This is a genomic window from Sinorhizobium meliloti, assembly GCF_017876815.1.
Classification (GTDB): domain Bacteria; phylum Pseudomonadota; class Alphaproteobacteria; order Rhizobiales; family Rhizobiaceae; genus Sinorhizobium; species Sinorhizobium meliloti.
The window spans coordinates 2,052,677-2,069,978 of sequence record NZ_JAGIOS010000001.1 but is presented as its reverse complement, the minus strand read 5'-3'; the positions used below and the strand labels follow the sequence as shown (position 1 = coordinate 2,069,978).

Sequence of the window (17,302 nt, the reverse complement as noted above, 5' to 3'; positions counted from 1 at the left end):
TAGTTCCATATACAACCACGTACAGGAACGGCTCTCATGACAGCTTCGTCCGCCCATCGACTGTTTGCCGAACAGGCGCTGCTGCCGACCGGTTGGTCCGAGAACGTCGCGATCTCCGTCGACGCGGCGGGACGCATTCTCGCGGTGGAAGCAGGGCAATCGAAGGCGCCGGGCGACGAGCATCTATCCGGACCCATTGTGCCGGCGATGGCCAACCTGCATTCCCACGCCTTCCAGCGTGCGATGGCCGGCCTTGCGGAAGTGGCCGGAACAGGCGACGACAGCTTCTGGACCTGGCGGGAGGAGATGTATCGCACCGTCGGTCTGGTCGACCCGGACGATCTCGAGGCGATCGCCGCCAAGCTCTATGTGGAAATGCTGAAGGGCGGCTTCGGGCGTGTCGTCGAATTCCACTACCTTCATCATCAGCTCGACGGCACGCCTTACGCGGACCCGGCGGAAATGTCGCTGCGGATACTAAGGGCCGCGCAGACGACCGGCATCGGCCTCACCCATCTGCCGGTCTTCTACGCCCATGCCAATTTCGGCGGAGCTGCGCCGAGCGCGGGGCAGCGCCCCTTCCTTCATGATCCGGACCGCTTCCTCGCGCTGCTCGAGCGGCTCTCGCCCGCTTGCAATGCGACAGGCGCGAGGCTTGGCTATGCCATCCATTCGCTGCGGGCGGCGACGCCGGAGGAAATGCGCGAGATCCTGCAATCGTCGCCCCTCACCGGCCCCATCCACATCCATGTCGCCGAGCAACCCCGCGAAGTGGAAGATTGCCTGGCCTGGAGCGGCCGGCGCCCGGTCGAATGGCTCCTCGACAACATGCCGGTGGACGAGCGCTGGTGCGCGATCCACGCGACGCACATGACGCCCGACGAGACGAGACGGCTCGCCCATTCGGGAGCGGTCGCCGGCCTTTGCCCCGCGACCGAGGCCAATCTCGGCGACGGAATTTTTCCCGCGGTCGACTTTGTTGCCGCAGGCGGCCGCTTCGGGGTCGGGACCGACAGCCATGTCGCGACGAGCGTCGCGGAAGAGCTTCGGCTCCTCGAATACGGCCAGCGCCTGCGCGACCGCAGGCGCAACCGGCTCGCCGCGCCCGGCGCCTCCGTCGGCAGGTCAATCTTCGATGCGGCGCTTGCGGGCGGCGCCCAAGCGGCCGGACAAGCGGCCGGAATGGAAGAGCCGGGCATCCGCGTCGGCGCCATGGCCGACCTCGTCGTTCTCGACGGCTCCAATCCCTATATCGCCGCGGCAAGCGGCAACCAGATCCTCGACCGCTGGCTCTTCGCACTCGGCGGGGATACGGTTCGCGACGTCATGATCGCGGGCGAATGGAAGATCCGCAATGGACGGCATGACCGGGAGGAAGACATCGACCGCGCCTTCGCGCGCGTTCTGAACAAGCTCAAATAGCAATCGAAGAATCGCAATTTAAAAAAGGGGAATGCGCATGTCGATCAGCACAATGAGACTCACCTTCGCTGCCGCCGGCCTGATGCTGGCGGCTTCCGCCAGCGGCGCCAATGCTTCCTATTGCGGCGACGGCAAGACCGTGACCTTCGCCGGCATCGACTGGGAAAGCGGCGCCTTCATCACCGAGGTCATGAAAACGATCCTTTCCAAGGGATACGACTGCCAGGTCGACTCGATCCCCGGCAATTCCGTGACTCTCGAACAGGCAACCGCCAACAACGACGTGCAGATTTTCGCCGAGGAATGGCTCGGCCGTTCGGACGTCTGGAACAAGGCGGTGGAAGAAAAGAAGGTGATTGCAGTCGGCAAGACCTTCGTAGGCGCCAGCGAAGGCTGGTTCGTGCCGGACTACGTCGTCCACGGCGATCCCGCTCGCAATATCGAAGCCAAGGCGCCGGATCTGAAAAGCGTATCACAGCTTACCGATCCGAAGATCGCCGAGATTTTCGCCGATCCGGAAGAGCCATCCAAAGGCCGCTTCCTCAACTGCCCCTCCGGCTGGACCTGCGAGGGCGTGAGCACCGCCAAGCTCGAGGCCTACAAGCTCGGTGAGACCTATGTGAACTTCCGCCCCGGAACGGGGACAGCGCTCGACGCGGCGATTACCTCTGCCTATCTCCAGGGCGAGCCGATCCTCTTCTATTACTGGTCGCCGACCGCGATCCTGGGGAAATTCAAGCTGATCCAGCTCGAAGAGCCGGCCTATAACGAAGCCTGCTGGAAAGAACTGAGCAGCGCCAACGGCAAACGCGACGAAGGCTGCGCCTTTCCCTCCGTCGACGTGGCCTATGGCGTGAACAGCACCTTCGCTTCCGAAGCTCCGGAAATCGTCGAGATCCTGGAAAAGGCAACATTCCCGCTCGATGAGGTCAACGCCAGCCTCGCCTATATGGCCGACAACAAGGTCGACGCCACGGCGGCTGCCGCCGAATTCCTGAAAACCAAAGGCGACATCTGGAGCAAGTGGGTCTCGGACGAGGCGCGCGGCAAGATCGAAGCCGGTCTCAAGTAACGGTGGCCCTTTCCGGCCGGCAATCGCCAGCGCCCCGCCACCAGGCGGGGCGCTGCGATCGTAGGCGAAAGGCTGCTTCCCCGGGCCAGGAGGGTCTTGGCTTCCCGCCTCCCACCTGAACAAGGAACGATATCCGATGTTTCCGGACTCTCTCAATCTCTCGATCCGCGCGCCGGTGAACGACTTCATCCAGGCCCTCGTCACCAATTATGGCTGGGTCTTCAAGGCGATCAGCGGCGTCATCCTGAAGGCCGTTCTGTTCATCGAATGGATCCTGCGCGGCCTGCCCTGGTGGCTCGTCATTCTCGCCTTCATGGCGCTTGCCTGGCGGAGTTCGCGGCGCTGGTCGCTGACGCTGGCCGTAGGCGCGTTGCTGGTTACCGTCGGCGTCCTCGGACTCTGGGATCTGACGATGCAGACGCTCGCCCTGATGCTGATGGCGACCATCGTCTCGGTGGTGATCGGCGTGCCCATGGGGATTCTCGTCGCGAAGAGCCGCGTCGTCCGCAACATCACTCTGCCGGTGCTCGATGTCATGCAGACCATGCCGAGCTTCGTCTATCTCATCCCGGCGCTGATGCTCTTCGGGCTCGGCAAGGTCCCGGCAATTCTCGCGACCATTATCTACGCCGTCCCGCCGCTGATCCGGCTCACCGATCTCGGCATCCGCCAGGTCGATGCGGAAGTCGTCGAAGCTGCGACGGCGTTCGGCGGCAGCCCGGGACAGATTCTCTTCGGCGTCGAACTGCCCCTTGCGACGCCGACGATCATGGCCGGCCTCAACCAGACGATCATGATGGCGCTGTCGATGGTCGTCGTCGCCTCGATGATCGGCGCACGCGGCCTCGGCGAACAGGTGCTGAACGGCATTCAGACGCTCGACGTCGGCAAGGGCCTCGAGGCCGGCATCGGCATCGTCATTCTCGCGGTCGTGCTCGACCGCATCACGCAAGGCTTCGGCAAGCCCCGGACGGAGGACGCCCGCAATGGCTGATATAGAGATCCGGAACGTCTACAAGATCTTCGGGCATGACGCGAAGAAGGCGCTAACCATGGTCGAGGACGGGCTCGATAAAGCCGACATCCTGTCCAGGTCCGGCTGCACCGTGGGCCTCAACGATGTCAGCCTGAAGATCGGCGCCGGAAAGATCTTCGTGATCATGGGGCTTTCCGGGTCGGGCAAGTCGACGCTGGTGCGCCACATCAACCGGCTGATCGAACCGACGAGCGGCGAGGTCCTCTTCGACGGCGACAATATCCTCGACCTCGGTGCGAAGGCGCTGCGCGCCTTCCGCATGCGGCGCGTCAGCATGGTCTTCCAGAGCTTTGCCCTGATGCCGCGTCGGACCGTGCTCCAGAATGTCGTCTACGGCCAGCGCGTGCGCGGCGTGTCGAAGGACGATGCCCGCGAAATCGGCATGAAATGGATCGATACTGTGGGCCTCTCCGGCTACGACGCGAAATTTCCTCATCAGCTCTCGGGCGGCATGAAGCAGCGCGTCGGCCTTGCACGAGCGCTCGCTGCCGACACGGATGTGATCCTGATGGACGAGGCGTTCAGTGCCCTTGACCCACTGATCCGCGGCGACATGCAGGACCAGTTGCTGCAACTCCAGCGGAATCTTGCAAAGACCATCGTCTTCATCACCCATGATCTCGACGAGGCCCTGCGCATCGGGTCGGAGATCGCGATCCTGAGGGATGGTCAGGTCGTTCAGGTCGGCACACCGAACGATATTCTCGATAACCCTGCCAACGACTATGTTGCCCGGTTCGTCCAGCGCCGGCACGAAAGGCCGCAGACCCATGGGTGAGATGATTTCGCTCGATGGACCGCTTACCTGGCGCGAGATCGCTTCGATCGCCGAGGGCGCCTCTCTGGACCTGTCCGGACCGGCGCGCCTGCGGATCGCCCAGGCCCGCCGGATCGTCGACGCATTGGTGGAGCGCGGCATCCGCGGTTATGGCATCAACACCGGCGTTGGCGCGCTATGCGATGTCATCATCAGCCGTGAGAACCAGCAGGCGCTCTCGCGCAACATCATCCTGAGCCACGCTTGCGGCGTCGGAGATCCGCTCGGTCGAGTGGAAGCCCGGGCCGTCATGGCAGCACAGATAGCCAACCTCACCCACGGCTATTCCGGCGTGCGGGTCGAGACGGCCGAAATGCTCCTGGCGCTGCTCAATGCCGACATCATCCCTCTCATTCCGTCGCGGGGCTCGGTCGGATATCTAACCCATGCCGCCGCGATCGGCCTCGTGCTGATCGGTCACGGCTCGGCCATGCAGGGGACGGAAAGACTGAGCGGCGCCGATGCCCTCGCCCGTCTGGGGCTTGCGCCCTTGCGGCTCGAAGCGAAGGAAGGCCTGAGCCTCGTCAACGGGACCCCATGCGCCACCGGTCTGGCGGCGCTGGCGCTCGCACGCACGGAAAGGCTCTTCGCCTGGGCGGATGCGGCCGCGGCGATGACTTACGAAAACCTCGGCAGCCAAGCCAATGCCTTTGCCGAGTTGCCCTTGGCACTGCGGCAATCCCCTGGCCTGAGCGCGGTCGGCGAGGGTCTGCGCGACTGGCTGGCGGATAGCCCGATGCTCGCAGGTACGGCCGGCACCCGCACCCAGGATCCGCTCAGTCTCAGGGCCGTACCGCAGGTGCATGGCGCCGCCCGCGACGCTTTCGGCCAGGTGGCCGAAATCGTCGACCGCGAACTCGCAAGCGTTACCGACAACCCGGCCGTTGCCGGTTCGCCGGAGGCACCCGAGGTGCATTCGCAGGCCCATGCCGTCGGTGCCGCGCTTGGCCTTGCAATGGACAGCCTCGCCGTCGCAGTGGCGGAAGTCGCAGCAATTTCCGAGCGCCGCATCGACCGGCTGGTGAACCCTCTGGTGAGCGGTCTCCCTGCCTTCCTCGCCGGAGATAGCGGCGTTTCCTCGGGTTTCATGATCGCGCAGTACACGGCTGCCGCGCTCGTAGCGGAAAACCGGCGGCTCGCGGCACCCGCAAGTCTCGACGGCGGCATCACCTCCGCGCTTCAGGAAGACATGCTCACCCATGCGACACCAGCCGCCTGGAAAGCGCTCTCGATCGTCGACAATCTCGAGCGGATACTGGCGATCGAACTGCTTGCGGCCGCACAGGCCTATGAGCTGCAGCCGCAAGCGCAGGGCAAGGCGCAACGCACCGCTGCCCTTTACGGGCACATACGCTCGGCGATCCCCGCCTATCGCGACGATCGTCCGATGAACGAAGACTTTGACCGGATGCGGCGGCTGATGCGAGCCGCGCCGGCACACGGGCAGCTGTAACCCGCTCTGAACAAGGAAGGGAGGAGACTACATGACGCACATCACCACCGAGGCAGGGGGCTCGCGCGGCGGCGCCGCATTGCGGCTCATCCTTTTCAGCCTCATCGGCATATTCCTGTTCTTCGTGCCGGTCGAAATCAACGGCAAGTCGACGATCCTGCTCGACCATGCGGCAACCGCCATATCGACCCATGCGCGGCCGGTGGCGATCGGCTTCGTATTGCTGCTGATGGCTTACGGCGCCTTCGGCCCCATCGCGAAGGGCACCTGGCGCAAGACGACGACCGATGCCGTGTTTTCGGTCCTGCGCGTCCTCGGACTGGTCCTTGCCGGCCTTTATCTCGCCGGCATCGGGCCCGAGGTCTTCTTCGCCCCCGACATGCTGCCCTTCCTCTTCGACAAGCTGGTGCTGTCGGTCGGGCTGATCGTACCCATCGGCGCTTTGGCACTCGCCTTCCTGATCGGCTACGGCCTTCTCGAATTCACCGGCGTGCTCGTCCAGCCCGTGATGCGGCCGATCTGGCGTACGCCGGGCTGGTCCGCCATCGACGCCGTCGCTTCCTTCGTCGGCAGCTACTCCCTTGCGCTCCTGATCACCGACCGCGTGTTCCGCGAAGGCAAGTACACGGTGCGCGAAGCGGCGATCATCGCGACAGGCTTTTCCACCGTGTCGGCTACGTTCATGATCATCGTGGCGAAGACGCTGGGGCTCATGGATATCTGGAATTTCTACTTCTGGACGACGCTTGTCGTCACATTCATCGTTTCTGCGATCACCGCCCGGATCTGGCCGCTTTCCCGGCTTGCGCACGAGGGCGATCGGGACCAGCCGCTGCCCCCGGGCCGCAGCCGCCTGAGCGTCGCTGTCGAGACGGGCCTGGAACAGGCAGCAATCGCCAAGGGCCTGCCGACGCTGCTGCGCGAAAGCTTCCTCGACGGACTGCGCATGGCGGCGATGATCCTGCCGAGCATCATGGCCGTCGGGCTCATCGGGCTTCTCGCCGCCAAGTTCACGCCGATCTTCGACATTCTCGGCCTGACGCTCTACCCCTTCACCTGGCTCGCGCAGTTCGGCGAACCGATGCAGGCGGCAAAGGCGCTCGCCTCAGGGCTCGCCGAGATGTTCCTGCCCGCCATCCTGCTCAAGGAAGCCGTGCCCGAGGTGAAGTTCCTGGCCGCGGTGGTATCGGTCAGTCAGGTCCTGTTCCTGTCCGCCTCGGTCCCTTGCATGCTGGCGACCTCGATCCCGCTCAGCTTTCGCGATCTTCTGGTGATCTGGTATATTCGCGTCGTATTGAGCATAGTGGTGACGGCGCCGATCATTTGGGTCGGAACGTCGATGGGATGGCTCGGCTGACGATGATGCGAATTCTGCGCTCGAGCGAGTACAGGCATATGCCGTGGAAGAACGGCGGCGGAGAGACGGTGGAAATCGCCGTCTCTCCGGACCGTGCCACCATTGCCGATTTCGACTGGCGCATAAGCATGGCGACCGTCGCCACCAATGGCGCCTTCTCGATCTTTCCCGGCATCGACCGCACCCTATCGATCCTGGAGGGCAGCGGGATGACGCTTGCGATCGAGGGCCGGCAACCGAAACTGCTGACCACCTCGGATACCCCCCTCACCTTCCCCGCCGACGTGCCGACGTCCGCGACGCTCGTGGATGGCCCGGTCACCGATCTCAATGTGATGACGCGCCGCCAGGCTTTGAAACACCGCGTGCGCAGGATTCATGTCGAGGGCTCGCAACCGGTGACGACGAGCGCCCGCGATCTCGTTCTCTTCTGTCATCGCGGCAGCGTTGCGCTCGTGACCGAAGGCGTCTCCGCAACCCTGCACGGGCTCGACGCGGCGGTCCTCGTCCAGCCGGGCACGCTCACGCTCTCGGCCGACATCGCTTCGGAAGCTTTCCTGATAGAGATCGGCCCGGCCTGAGCGCCGCGCCGTCAGCCGTCTTTTGTTCGGCCGGAAATATGAAGGCACGCCGCTTCAGCGCATGCCGAAGAGCAGGAGAATTCCGCCGACCAGCATGAGCGCGACGCCCAGCCAGTTGCGCAACGGGCTCAGAAAGCGCAGGCCTTGCCCGCGCGGCTCAAGCGTCTGCTTGGGATTGCGTTCCGCGGGCTGCGGCGGCTCGCTCAGCCGTCGCCGTCCGAGCGCCTCCCATGCCATGTAGAGAAGCCCGCTGATGAAAAGAAGTGCACCGGCCAGGGTTGCCCACACGCGCGCCTCCTGCGGCTGCATTCACTGTTCGACGAAACAGTGAATGATTCAATGGCGATGGAGACGCGGAGATGTCAGCGGATGCGCGTCTGAGGACGCACGATGTTCATCTGAAGCTCGTGGCTGGATGCAAATCGCCCGAGAACCCTGATCAGGCGGCGTTCCTCGGCCTTGTTGATGCCGGTCCGCCTGCAATACTCCGCCACGTCCCAGACATGCCTGGCCTGGGATTTGTCGAGCTTTCCGATTTCCGCGTGTCTCATCCTGCGCCTCCCAACTGCGTTGGTTCTAACGTCGAACGGGCACAAATGGTTCCGCCGTCGCGTCAAGTCCGGCGGCGGCTCCCGCGGGCCGGAACCTTTGCGGCCGGCTGCGGTTTCCGACCATGAGCGACCGGAGGTGATGTCATGAGCAGAACCTGGGAACGACTGGCGCTGATCGGCGCCGCCGTCATCATAATCGCCAGTGCGATTTTCTACGTCTATGTCGACCGCTTCTCCTCGACCAATTCCACCAGGATCGAGGACACCAAGGTCAATGCCGACGGCATCAATACCATCGACGAAAATCCGCCGAGCGCCACGGGCGACAAGGACAATCCTTCCTGAGGCCCTCCCTTCGCGGGCGCGCATGGCACGCGCTCGCGCAGACCCGAAACGGACCGGCTCAAGGGCATAGGGCCGAAGGAAGGCGGAGGCGGCTCAAGGGCCGCCTGCCATCGACCCTACGACCACCATCACCACAGCATCGACGTCGATCTCTCCGTGGACCGCGAGCTTGTCTCCCGCCTGGCGGACCTGAAGCTTCGAAGGGTTTTCTGCCGCCTGCCGCTGAAGTTCTTCGATAACGGCATTGATGGCCTTCGCCTCCAGATTGCCTTCGTTCAGATGGCTGGTACCCATTTCCAGAAGACCCCTTCCTTTCGCTCGGGATAATATTTGAATTCGCACTCGAACCGCCGGCCGTATGCGGCTGCCTCGGTCAAAGCCTTTTCCGAGGGCGGGTTCATTCCCGTTCCCGGGGCGAACCAGTCCTCCAGGAGATCGTCGGGGACATAGGCCCCGATTCTCAGGGGAAGACTGGTCAATGCGGAATCCATCTCTTTCGGCGCCGGCATGCGATCCTCCTGACCGACCCGGAGCGGGATGAGGAAAAGTGTGTGCGGTTTTCCGCCCGCATCCCGCTCCAACTTCGTGCAATCGATCACGGTCATGTTTTTAGGTCAACCAGACCTAAAACATCGTGATCCAGAGCATTTCCGCTCCGGCAATACTCTAACCTTTCGTTGCCGCAATTCCGGACGGAAAACCGCTGCGCACTTTCCTGGAATTGCTCACCCTTCTGCCGCAACTCCGGACGGAAAACCGCTGCGCACTTTTCCTGGAATTGCTCACCCTTCTGCCGCAACTCCGGACGGAAAACCGCTGCGCACTTTTCCTGGAATTGCTCTAACAAGGCCGGCCCCGGGAAGTTCCGTCGCCCGCCTCGTCCATACAGATAGTCTTGCCCGAGCGCTGCCGTTTGTAGCAGCATGCCAAATGGCGCCGTGCGTCCGGAAACGCGCGGCGCCCTATGATGGCGAACGTTCGGCTATACTACTGCATGTGTCCTTTAATCGTATCCGATTAAAGGACAAAAACATGCAGCAGATCAAAGTGCCACAGCGACCTTTGCGCGTCTGATAAGACGCTCGGCGCTGTAGCAGACGAGGCTCAACCTATGCGAGGACATCCCGGCCGATTTGCAAAATAGACGGTCGTAAGCCGGCCGCGCCGGCCGACACCGTCGACCGCGACCTCGCGCCGCGTGACCGACCGGATATCCGGGTCGCGGATTCCAAGCCGATAGGCGCGACGGATGGCCTGACGCTCGCTGCAGCCGCGAGACGGACGATAATCGTAATCGTCATCGTCATATCTGCGATCACGCAGCTGCGGACCGTCCGGACCGATATACAGGTCGAATGACTGGGCTGACGAAGCAGAAGGTACAGCAGCCGCCGCGCCGCCCAAAATCAACCCGGCCGCGAAAAGCCTGCCGATGTTCATGACTTCTCCTCCATGCTCTCATTTGAGAGTTTGCTTAAACTCATATCTGAACGGCAGGGGAGCGGATTAGTTCCGCCCTTCCGCGTCTTTGAGCCGGGGAGGACGGACCAAGCGGCAGGACATCAGGGCGAGCGCTTCGGGAGAAATGAACCACGCCTCACCAGGCGCGCTCGCCAGTTCCGGAAGCCGTCGAGGGACGGCTCGACGTTGATGACTACTGTTGAGCGCCGCCCGGCGACGTTCCCTCGCCGCCTGAAGGCGCCTGCGTTTCCTGTCCGCCTGAAGGTGCCTGCGGCGCTTCAACGTTCGGCACGTTCACGTCGACGTCGGTATTTCCACCACCGCCGCTGCCGTCGAAGAGATCGCCGCCAAACAGGAACAAGGCTCCGACAACTAGCAGAATCACGATTACCGCAACGGCCCACCCACCGCCGCTGCCCCCTGTGTTGACTACTGTTGGTCCTCTGTCAGCCATTGGAGTTCTCCTTTAGGTTCTTTCCTCCAGGGAAAACCACTACAGCAGAATTAAGTTCCAGATCGAGAAATAAGGGTAGACAACGCCGATGACAGTTCTCGTCATAAAGTTTGGAGAATGGATCCGGCGCAGGAGCGACCGACGGCCAAAACCGTCTTGATCAAGTAACCAGCAGAAATCTACTCTAATGATCTTTCGAGTATGACCTTTGACAGTAACTCATTTAACGACGTTAGAATTCAGTGCACAAGACTCGGCGCTTCCACTGGCCTCTGGTGGCGGCTCGTGGTCAAAACGGCGAATAAGGAAAGGAGTGGCGGCTTCAGAGCTTTCACGCAAGAGCGAGAGCGAGGCCCTATGAGTGATAGAGCGCGCTCGAAAAATAAGAAAGCTCATCGAGTGGACGGGAGGGCGGCACTCCCTCGCAGATCCGGCAAGCCGTTTTGGTGAACCTTGCTCGCGCCCAGCGACAATATGCAGGATCGCACCGGCCAATGTCTCAGGAATAAACCGTAACCAATGTGTCCAGAATGGACCGGGAAGGATTGGTAGCGGAGGAGGGATTCGAACCCCCGACACAAGGATTATGATTCCTCTGCTCTAACCTACTGAGCTACTCCGCCGCCGGTGCCGTGAAAGCTTCTGAACGAAGCCCGTCTTGGCTGGTCGGGCGGCTTATAAGGCGCTGTTCCGGCTAGTGTCAAGCAATGTCTTCGGGAAAAAGCGATGTTTTCCCGCCACGCCGGAATCGCCCGCTTTACGCTGCCGCCGGCGCCTGCAAGAGCGCCTTCAGCGCCGCTTCCGCGGCCGGCTCGCGCTCGGACCTGCGGATGAAGCCGCCGCCATAGACGCGCGCATCCTCGCCGGTGCCGGAATAGAGCGCGCAGGCTTGGCCGGGCGCGACACCCGCCTCGCCTTCGACGAGCTCGACATATAGCCCTTCGGCATCGCTCTTGAGGACCGCCGGCGCGGGGCGGCGGGTGGAGCGCACCTTGGCAAAGCATTCGAAGCCCTGCCCGGCTGCCGCTTCCAGTTCCTCGTCACCCAGCCAGTTGACGTCGCGCAGGTAGACGCGGCGCGTCTCCAGCGCCTCCTTCGGGCCGACGATCACGCGGCGCGAGCGGGCGTCGAGGTAGACGACATAGAGCGGCTCGCCGGTCGCGACACCGATGCCGCGGCGCTGACCGATCGTGTAATGCAGGATGCCCTCGTGCGCGCCCAGTACGCGACCGTCGAGATGGACGATTTCGCCGGCAAGCGCCGCGTTCGGCTTCAGCTTCGAGACGATGTCGCTGTATTTGCCCTGGGGCACGAAACAGATGTCCTGGCTGTCGGCCTTCTTGGCGACGACAAGGCCCATCTCCTCGGCGAGCGCCCGGGTCTCGCTCTTCGGAAGACCGCCGAGCGGGAAGCGCAGATAGTCGATCTGCTCCTGCGTTGTCGCAAAGAGGAAATAGCTCTGGTCGCGCTCGGCGTCGGCCGGCCGGTAGAGCGCGCGCTGGCCGGCATAACGCGGCTTCGGGCTCGGCCGCGAACGGATGTAATGGCCGGTGGCGAGCGCATCGGCGCCGAGCTCCTTGGCGGTCGCAAGCAGGTCGGCGAACTTGACCGTCTGGTTGCAGGCCACGCACGGGATCGGCGTCTCGCCGGCGATATAGCTTTCGGCGAAGGGGTTGATCACCGTCTCGCGGAAACGCGCCTCGTAATCGAGGACATAATGCGGAATGCCGATCGTCTCGCAGACGCGGCGGGCGTCGTCGATATCCTGACCGGCGCAGCAGGAGCCGGCCCTGTGCACCGCCGCGCCATGATCGTAAAGCTGCAGCGTGATGCCGAGAACGTCGTAGCCCTCGCGTTTGAGAAGCCCCGCCACGACGGAAGAGTCGACGCCGCCGGACATGGCGACGACGACGCGCGTATCTTCGGGCTTGCGGTCAAAATCGAGACTGTTCACGGGATCCAATCCGGCATCCGGGCGCGGCTCCTGTACCGGCACCCTGTTTCACGCTTGAGGCCGCACGGCGGCACATGAGGGCGGCGCGGCATATTCTGTAGGGTCTACGCCCTTCTGGTATTTTCTTCGTGCATGCCGTCATCCCCAAACCGCTGCTCGGTGTCGGGCGGCATGCATCAGACTTTTCCGTGCCGCGACATATAGAAACTTGCGCCCGTCACGGCAAGAGTGGACGGCAGAACGCCGGCCGAGCACTCGACCCGTCAGATCAGCTTCATCCGCATCGCCCGGGCGATCGCCTGCATGCGGTTGACGGCGTCGAGCTTGCGGGTCGCGCTCTTGAAATAGCTGCTCACCGTATAGGCGGATATGCCGAGAATGATGGCGATCTCGTCGCTGCTCTTTCCGGCCGCCGCCCAGCGCAGACATTCGACCTCCCGGCTCGAGAGCTTCTCGCGGGCGCCGCTGCCGGCATCGAAGGTACGCTCGAGGCATTCGAAAAGCTGCAATAGCGCCAGATAGAGCGTCGCTCGCTCCGCGCCGGCCGGTTCGTCCCGCGTGCCGGAGAGCACTGCCACAAAAGGCTCACCATAGGTCGTGTGCAGCAGCACCGCGAAGTGACCCATACCGGCATGGGGCGGGAGGCGGATAAACGCGGCCTTGCCGGCGCCCTTGCCCGCGGGCTCCATGAGTTCAGGGCCGCCGGTGACGGGCAGCTTCGTCTGGCGCAGGCGCTCTACCAGCTCGCTCGTCTGGAACGTCTCGCCGGCATCATACTGCTGCACCAGCTCCGCGGGCCAATTGCTCAGCACGAGACGTTCGGAAAAGCGCTGCTCGTCGGCGAGAGGCAGACGCGCGATCATGAAATGCGCGAAGCCGTAGCGGGAGATCAGCCGCCGCATCAGATGCAGGAGCTCGTACTCCGTGCGCACCGATGCGGGGTCGATCTCGAAAGGCATGTTTGCTTCGGCCTCGCGCCGCGAGGCCGGTTCGTTCGAATCCTTCATTCCGGTCACCGTGCTGCCGGCGTTGCCGCCGCTATGGAGACTAAAGCGGTCCTGGCCCGGTGGCTGAAAGCGCCCCCCCTGCCCCGCGCCGCAGACATGAGCCGCGCCGCCCGCAAACTTCGTGACGCCCCCGTTTATTCCGGGAGCATACACGTGGACGCCCGTTTGATCCGGCGCCTCGCTGTCGCGAATTCCAGTCGAAGCGAAATGTGGTGATTGCATGGCCCGCGTCCCGAAATTCTAGGAAGGCCTGCCGTTTCCTTCCGTCACGAACAGCCACCCTTGCGAACCATCCGCGGCCGAGGCCGCTCAAATGATGATCAAATGGTTATCAACGGTTTAGGCAATTATTAAATGTGGCAAGCTAAGGTCACAGCCATATGGTCTTGAGTTTGTGTAGAGAGTCCCATGACCGAAATGATGCGTCCACGCGTGAAATATGTCATCGGCCCCGATGGCAGCCCCTTGACGATCGCGGACCTGCCGCCGGCCAATACCCGGCGCTGGGTCATCCGCAGGAAGGCTGAAGTCGTCGCCGCCGTGCGTGGTGGCCTTTTGAGCCTCGAAGAGGCATGTGAGCGTTACACGCTGACCGTAGAGGAATTCCTCTCCTGGCAATCCTCGATAAATGACCATGGTCTCGCCGGCCTGCGCACGACGCGCATCCAGCAATATCGCCACTGATCAATCCCCTGCAGGGCCATAATTCGAACCGGCGGCTTGGGTGCTCCTGAGCCGCCGGTTTCGTTTCAGCCGATTTGACGATAAAACCATCCATCAGATCATGCTGCAGCTGCCGTATCGCCACCAACGCATGGGAACGAAGGACGCCCGATGGACATCGCCCAGGAAGAAACGAATACAAAAGGCCGCTACACGGCGACGCTCGACGGCCACACCGGTGAGATGACCTATTCCAGGTCGTCGCCGCATCTCATAATCGTGGACCACACGTTCGTTCCGGACGCGTTGCGCGGCAAGGGCGTCGGCCAGGCGTTGGCCCTTCACGCGATCGAAGAGGCCCGAAAGGGCAGCTGGAAGATCATCCCGCTCTGCCCCTTCATGCGCGCTCAGGTCATGCGCCATCCGGAGTGGCGGGATGTGATCCAGGGTTGATAGTGCAAGGGACCCCTTCTCCTGCCGCATCGGCCCGACAATCGGAATCAATCTTCGAAAAGCACAATGCGCCGATTCAACAAGTTAGAGCGCCCTTTGTGCTTCTGATAAGACCCGCGGCGCTGTAAGGCACCGCGCGTCTCATCAGATACGCGGTGCCGTAGTTGCTCTCTCAGGCGCGCAGCCGCGCACCCGTATCCCGCTCCTCGAGCGCTGCTGCCCTCGCATATTCCGCCTGCACCTCCTCGAGCGCGAGCTCGGCCGCATCCTGCTGCATCTTCAGCTCGCGAATGGAAACCTGGAGATTATCGGCCCTCTGGCGGGCAGCCTTGGCGAAGGTGGGATAGGCGAAATGCGAAGGGTCGGAAATACCCGACTTCTTCTCCTCGAAGACGATCTGGTTTTCCAGATCCTTGGTCATGCGCTCGAACTCGGCCATCATCATTTGAAGCTGGCTGAGCTGGCGCTGCTTTTCCCGAACCTGAAATTCCTTCAGTCGGACTAGGCTCTCACGTGCTTTCATACGCAATACTCCCGTGGATACCGAGACCCCGGTTACTGTTCCCGAGCGGGATAAGGGAAAGCTGTGAAGGAGATCTCCGCCCGCATCCCGCTCTAACTCCTTCTAATCGACCACTAGAGAAGCCGGTTCGCCCGGAATCCCCGTGATCTGCGGCCCGTTGTGCCGGCCCAACCGAGCCGGAAACAAAAATCGACCGCGGCCTTAACAAATGCCTACCGCTGGTAACCTTTCGTTTACGGGCATCGTTAATCATAGGTGCGATGATTTAAGGCTCCGTAAATGCTGATGCATGAAATGTGGACTTTCGCGCATTTACGAGTCGGAAGAGTCAGTTAACGGCATTCCCTCATGTATCGCATGAGGAGCGCAATTTCAGATTTACGTTTTGAATCAGGAGACTGCTAAAAATATTTAACATTTTCGATACACCTTGCCAGAGTGAATCAGAATTTGTTAACCATTTGGTGGCAGCCTCCAAATCAGGCAACGACTGGATCCGTATCGCGTAAGGATGCCACGACAACCTTGGGCGGCGGAAAAGGGGAAGACTATGCGGGTTCTACTGATCGAAGACGACAGCGCGACGGCTCAGAGCATCGAGCTCATGCTCAAGTCCGAAAGTTTCAACGTCTACACCACAGATCTCGGGGAAGAAGGCGTCGATCTCGGCAAGCTTTACGACTACGACATCATTCTCCTCGACCTGAACCTGCCGGACATGTCCGGTTACGAAGTTCTCAGAACGCTGCGTCTGTCGAAGGTCAAAACACCGATTCTCATCCTTTCGGGCATGGCGGGTATCGAGGACAAGGTGCGCGGCCTCGGCTTCGGCGCCGACGACTATATGACCAAGCCTTTCCACAAGGACGAGCTGGTGGCCCGGATCCACGCGATCGTGCGCCGCTCCAAGGGCCATGCCCAGTCGGTCATCTCGACGGGCGAGCTGATCGTCAACCTGGACGCCAAGACCGTGGAAGTCGGCGGCCAGCGCGTGCATCTGACGGGCAAGGAATACCAGATGCTGGAGCTGCTCTCGCTGCGCAAGGGCACGACGCTCACCAAGGAAATGTTCCTGAACCACCTTTATGGCGGCATGGACGAGCCGGAGCTGAAGATCATCGACGTCTTCATCTGTAAGCTGCGCAAGAAACTCGCCAATGCCGCCGGCGGCGCCAACTACATCGAAACCGTCTGGGGCCGCGGCTACGTGCTGCGCGAGCCGGAAGGCAGCGACTACCTGGAAACCGCCTGATTTCCGGCATTCCCGTAGGCGACATACCCGCATCTGCCGCCTCGCCCGAACCGCAGCCGAACCCGCCTAATCAGGGCGGGTTTTTTGTTGCCGACGCATATTGACCCGTCACAGCAAGTACGTGACGCCGCATAGCAGCGATTGGTGGCGGATACATTTTTTCTCTCTGCTGCATTCCTGTGCGTGTCACAGGAATCCAGCAGCGCTGCGTCTGCGGCGCGGGAGGGTCTTTTCAGCCCAGGGACTCGGCCTGGCTGGATTCCTGTGACGAGCACAGGAATGAGGAATCAAGAGAGAAAGCCTTGCCCTATCGGAAGATGGGGCAGGTGATCGCTTGGGTAAGCCCCGCGTGGCCCCATAGGACCGGCTCTGTTTCAGGCCGCCATGGACTGACCGGCGAAAACACTCGTCAGGATTTTGCGGTCGAACGGTTTCAGCAGGAAATCGTCGGCACCGGCCCGCTTGCCGGCCATCATCTTCTTGAGATCCGCCTGGACGACACAGTAATAGATCCGCACCGAAGCGCCCTCAGGCAGGCGACGGATATTGCCGATCAGGTCGAGCGCACCGTCCAGGCCCGCGTCGACGATCAGGATGTTCGGCAGTTCGGCCTCGCATCGCACCAGCGCTTCAAGGCTGCTCGGCGCCTCGGAAACCAGGAATCCCATTCCCGACAGGATGCGCTTCCCGACCTTACGCACAACATCCGATCCGTCAGCAATCATCAAGCGCCGCACGTCCATCTCCTTCCCGCTCCGCCACACGCGAAACCATCTCCATGAAGCAATCCTATACGGATTTGGCAAAGAAACAGTTACCGCGGTGACGCGGCATCACCCGCCGCGCTGAAAACCGCCGGCGCTTCCGGTCGGTCGGAGGGATGCGGTCGTGAAGCATACGG

Annotated in this window: 21 protein-coding genes and 1 tRNA gene; 11 read left to right on the top strand and 11 right to left on the bottom strand. The window is 62.2% G+C overall.

The genetic code is table 11. From position 1 onward, the window contains the following. The first annotated feature begins 36 nt into the window (after positions 1-36). The 7 genes from hutF to JOH52_RS09695 all read left to right on the top strand — a co-directional run bounded on the left by hutF (position 37) and on the right by JOH52_RS09695 (position 7,738). On the top strand, positions 37-1,422 hold the full coding sequence (gene hutF, locus JOH52_RS09725) for a formimidoylglutamate deiminase (RefSeq protein ID WP_010970140.1): 1,386 nt from the start codon (positions 37-39) through the stop codon (positions 1,420-1,422). A 37-nt stretch (positions 1,423-1,459) separates the two neighbouring features. Then, the gene (locus JOH52_RS09720; protein WP_010970141.1) at positions 1,460-2,494 is read left to right on the top strand and encodes an ABC transporter substrate-binding protein; all 1,035 of its coding nucleotides are present in this window, start codon (positions 1,460-1,462) and stop codon (positions 2,492-2,494) included. Between the two features lie 136 nt (positions 2,495-2,630). Beyond that, positions 2,631-3,488 carry an ABC transporter permease gene (locus JOH52_RS09715; protein ID WP_010970142.1) on the top strand — a complete coding sequence of 286 codons (858 nt, stop codon included), beginning with the start codon at positions 2,631-2,633 and terminating at the stop codon, positions 3,486-3,488. Beyond that, positions 3,481-4,308: a quaternary amine ABC transporter ATP-binding protein gene (locus JOH52_RS09710; protein ID WP_014529883.1), complete on the top strand. Its 828-nt coding sequence runs from the start codon at positions 3,481-3,483 to the stop codon at positions 4,306-4,308. Before JOH52_RS09715 ends, JOH52_RS09710 begins: the two co-directional genes overlap by 8 nt. Then, positions 4,301-5,800: an HAL/PAL/TAL family ammonia-lyase gene (locus tag JOH52_RS09705; protein WP_010970144.1), complete on the top strand. Its 1,500-nt coding sequence runs from the start codon at positions 4,301-4,303 to the stop codon at positions 5,798-5,800. Before JOH52_RS09710 ends, JOH52_RS09705 begins: the two co-directional genes overlap by 8 nt. A gap of 31 nt (positions 5,801-5,831) precedes the next feature. Beyond that, positions 5,832-7,157 carry a YjiH family protein gene (locus JOH52_RS09700; protein WP_010970145.1) on the top strand — a complete coding sequence of 442 codons (1,326 nt, stop codon included), beginning with the start codon at positions 5,832-5,834 and terminating at the stop codon, positions 7,155-7,157. Then, positions 7,145-7,738 carry a HutD/Ves family protein gene (locus JOH52_RS09695; protein WP_003527522.1) on the top strand — a complete coding sequence of 198 codons (594 nt, stop codon included), beginning with the start codon at positions 7,145-7,147 and terminating at the stop codon, positions 7,736-7,738. Before JOH52_RS09700 ends, JOH52_RS09695 begins: the two co-directional genes overlap by 13 nt. A gap of 54 nt (positions 7,739-7,792) precedes the next feature. Here JOH52_RS09695 and JOH52_RS09690 read toward each other — a convergent pair whose 3' ends face one another. Continuing rightward, positions 7,793-8,047 (bottom strand): hypothetical protein, encoded by a 255-nt coding sequence (locus tag JOH52_RS09690; protein WP_003527524.1) that lies wholly within the window; start codon positions 8,045-8,047, stop codon positions 7,793-7,795. 53 nt (positions 8,048-8,100) lie between these two features. Continuing rightward, positions 8,101-8,289 (bottom strand): hypothetical protein, encoded by a 189-nt coding sequence (locus JOH52_RS09685; protein WP_003527526.1) that lies wholly within the window; start codon positions 8,287-8,289, stop codon positions 8,101-8,103. Between the two features lie 144 nt (positions 8,290-8,433). On the opposite strand from JOH52_RS09685, the gene JOH52_RS09680 reads away from it, so the two are divergent. Continuing rightward, positions 8,434-8,634 carry a hypothetical protein gene (locus JOH52_RS09680; protein ID WP_003527528.1) on the top strand — a complete coding sequence of 67 codons (201 nt, stop codon included), beginning with the start codon at positions 8,434-8,436 and terminating at the stop codon, positions 8,632-8,634. Between the two features lie 93 nt (positions 8,635-8,727). On the opposite strand, the gene JOH52_RS09675 is transcribed toward JOH52_RS09680, so the two are convergent. From JOH52_RS09675 to JOH52_RS09645, 7 genes are all read right to left on the bottom strand, one after another. Further along, complete coding sequence (locus JOH52_RS09675; RefSeq protein WP_003527531.1) at positions 8,728-8,928, bottom strand: hypothetical protein; 201 nt, start codon at positions 8,926-8,928, stop codon at positions 8,728-8,730. Further along, a complete protein-coding gene (locus tag JOH52_RS09670) occupies positions 8,910-9,143 on the bottom strand; it encodes a hypothetical protein (protein WP_014526973.1) in 234 nt (77 codons plus the stop codon). The genes JOH52_RS09675 and JOH52_RS09670 overlap by 19 nt, the downstream gene beginning before the upstream one ends. Positions 9,144-9,738: 595 nt before the next feature. Continuing rightward, positions 9,739-10,074, bottom strand: a complete 336-nt coding sequence (locus JOH52_RS09665; RefSeq protein ID WP_010970149.1) for a hypothetical protein — start codon at positions 10,072-10,074, stop codon at positions 9,739-9,741. Positions 10,075-10,288: 214 nt separating this feature from the next. Next, the gene (locus tag JOH52_RS09660) at positions 10,289-10,549 is read right to left on the bottom strand and encodes a hypothetical protein (RefSeq protein ID WP_003527539.1); all 261 of its coding nucleotides are present in this window, start codon (positions 10,547-10,549) and stop codon (positions 10,289-10,291) included. Positions 10,550-11,095: 546 nt separating this feature from the next. After that, positions 11,096-11,172: transfer RNA gene (locus JOH52_RS09655), tRNA-Met, on the bottom strand. Between the two features lie 134 nt (positions 11,173-11,306). Next, entirely contained in the window at positions 11,307-12,503 is a 1,197-nt protein-coding gene (gene mnmA, locus JOH52_RS09650) for a tRNA 2-thiouridine(34) synthase MnmA (protein WP_013844832.1), read from the bottom strand. Positions 12,504-12,766: 263 nt separating this feature from the next. Then, positions 12,767-13,732, bottom strand: coding sequence for a helix-turn-helix transcriptional regulator (locus JOH52_RS09645; RefSeq protein WP_013844833.1), 966 nt, complete (start codon positions 13,730-13,732; stop codon positions 12,767-12,769). A gap of 186 nt (positions 13,733-13,918) precedes the next feature. Here JOH52_RS09645 and sciP point away from each other — a divergent pair, with 186 nt between their 5' ends. Beyond that, entirely contained in the window at positions 13,919-14,194 is a 276-nt protein-coding gene (gene sciP / locus JOH52_RS09640) for a CtrA inhibitor SciP (protein ID WP_003527546.1), read from the top strand. Between the two features lie 150 nt (positions 14,195-14,344). Beyond that, on the top strand, positions 14,345-14,626 hold the full coding sequence (locus JOH52_RS09635; RefSeq protein ID WP_003527553.1) for a GNAT family N-acetyltransferase: 282 nt from the start codon (positions 14,345-14,347) through the stop codon (positions 14,624-14,626). 172 nt (positions 14,627-14,798) lie between these two features. Here the strand turns inward: JOH52_RS09635 and JOH52_RS09630 are convergent, their stop codons facing one another. Continuing rightward, positions 14,799-15,149, bottom strand: coding sequence for a hypothetical protein (locus JOH52_RS09630; protein ID WP_003527555.1), 351 nt, complete (start codon positions 15,147-15,149; stop codon positions 14,799-14,801). A 550-nt stretch (positions 15,150-15,699) separates the two neighbouring features. Here JOH52_RS09630 and ctrA point away from each other — a divergent pair. Continuing rightward, entirely contained in the window at positions 15,700-16,401 is a 702-nt protein-coding gene (ctrA, locus tag JOH52_RS09625) for a response regulator transcription factor CtrA (RefSeq protein ID WP_003527557.1), read from the top strand. A gap of 374 nt (positions 16,402-16,775) precedes the next feature. Here the strand turns inward: ctrA and JOH52_RS09620 are convergent, their stop codons facing one another. Next, positions 16,776-17,144, bottom strand: a complete 369-nt coding sequence (locus tag JOH52_RS09620; protein WP_010970151.1) for a response regulator — start codon at positions 17,142-17,144, stop codon at positions 16,776-16,778. Positions 17,145-17,302 lie beyond the last annotated feature (158 nt).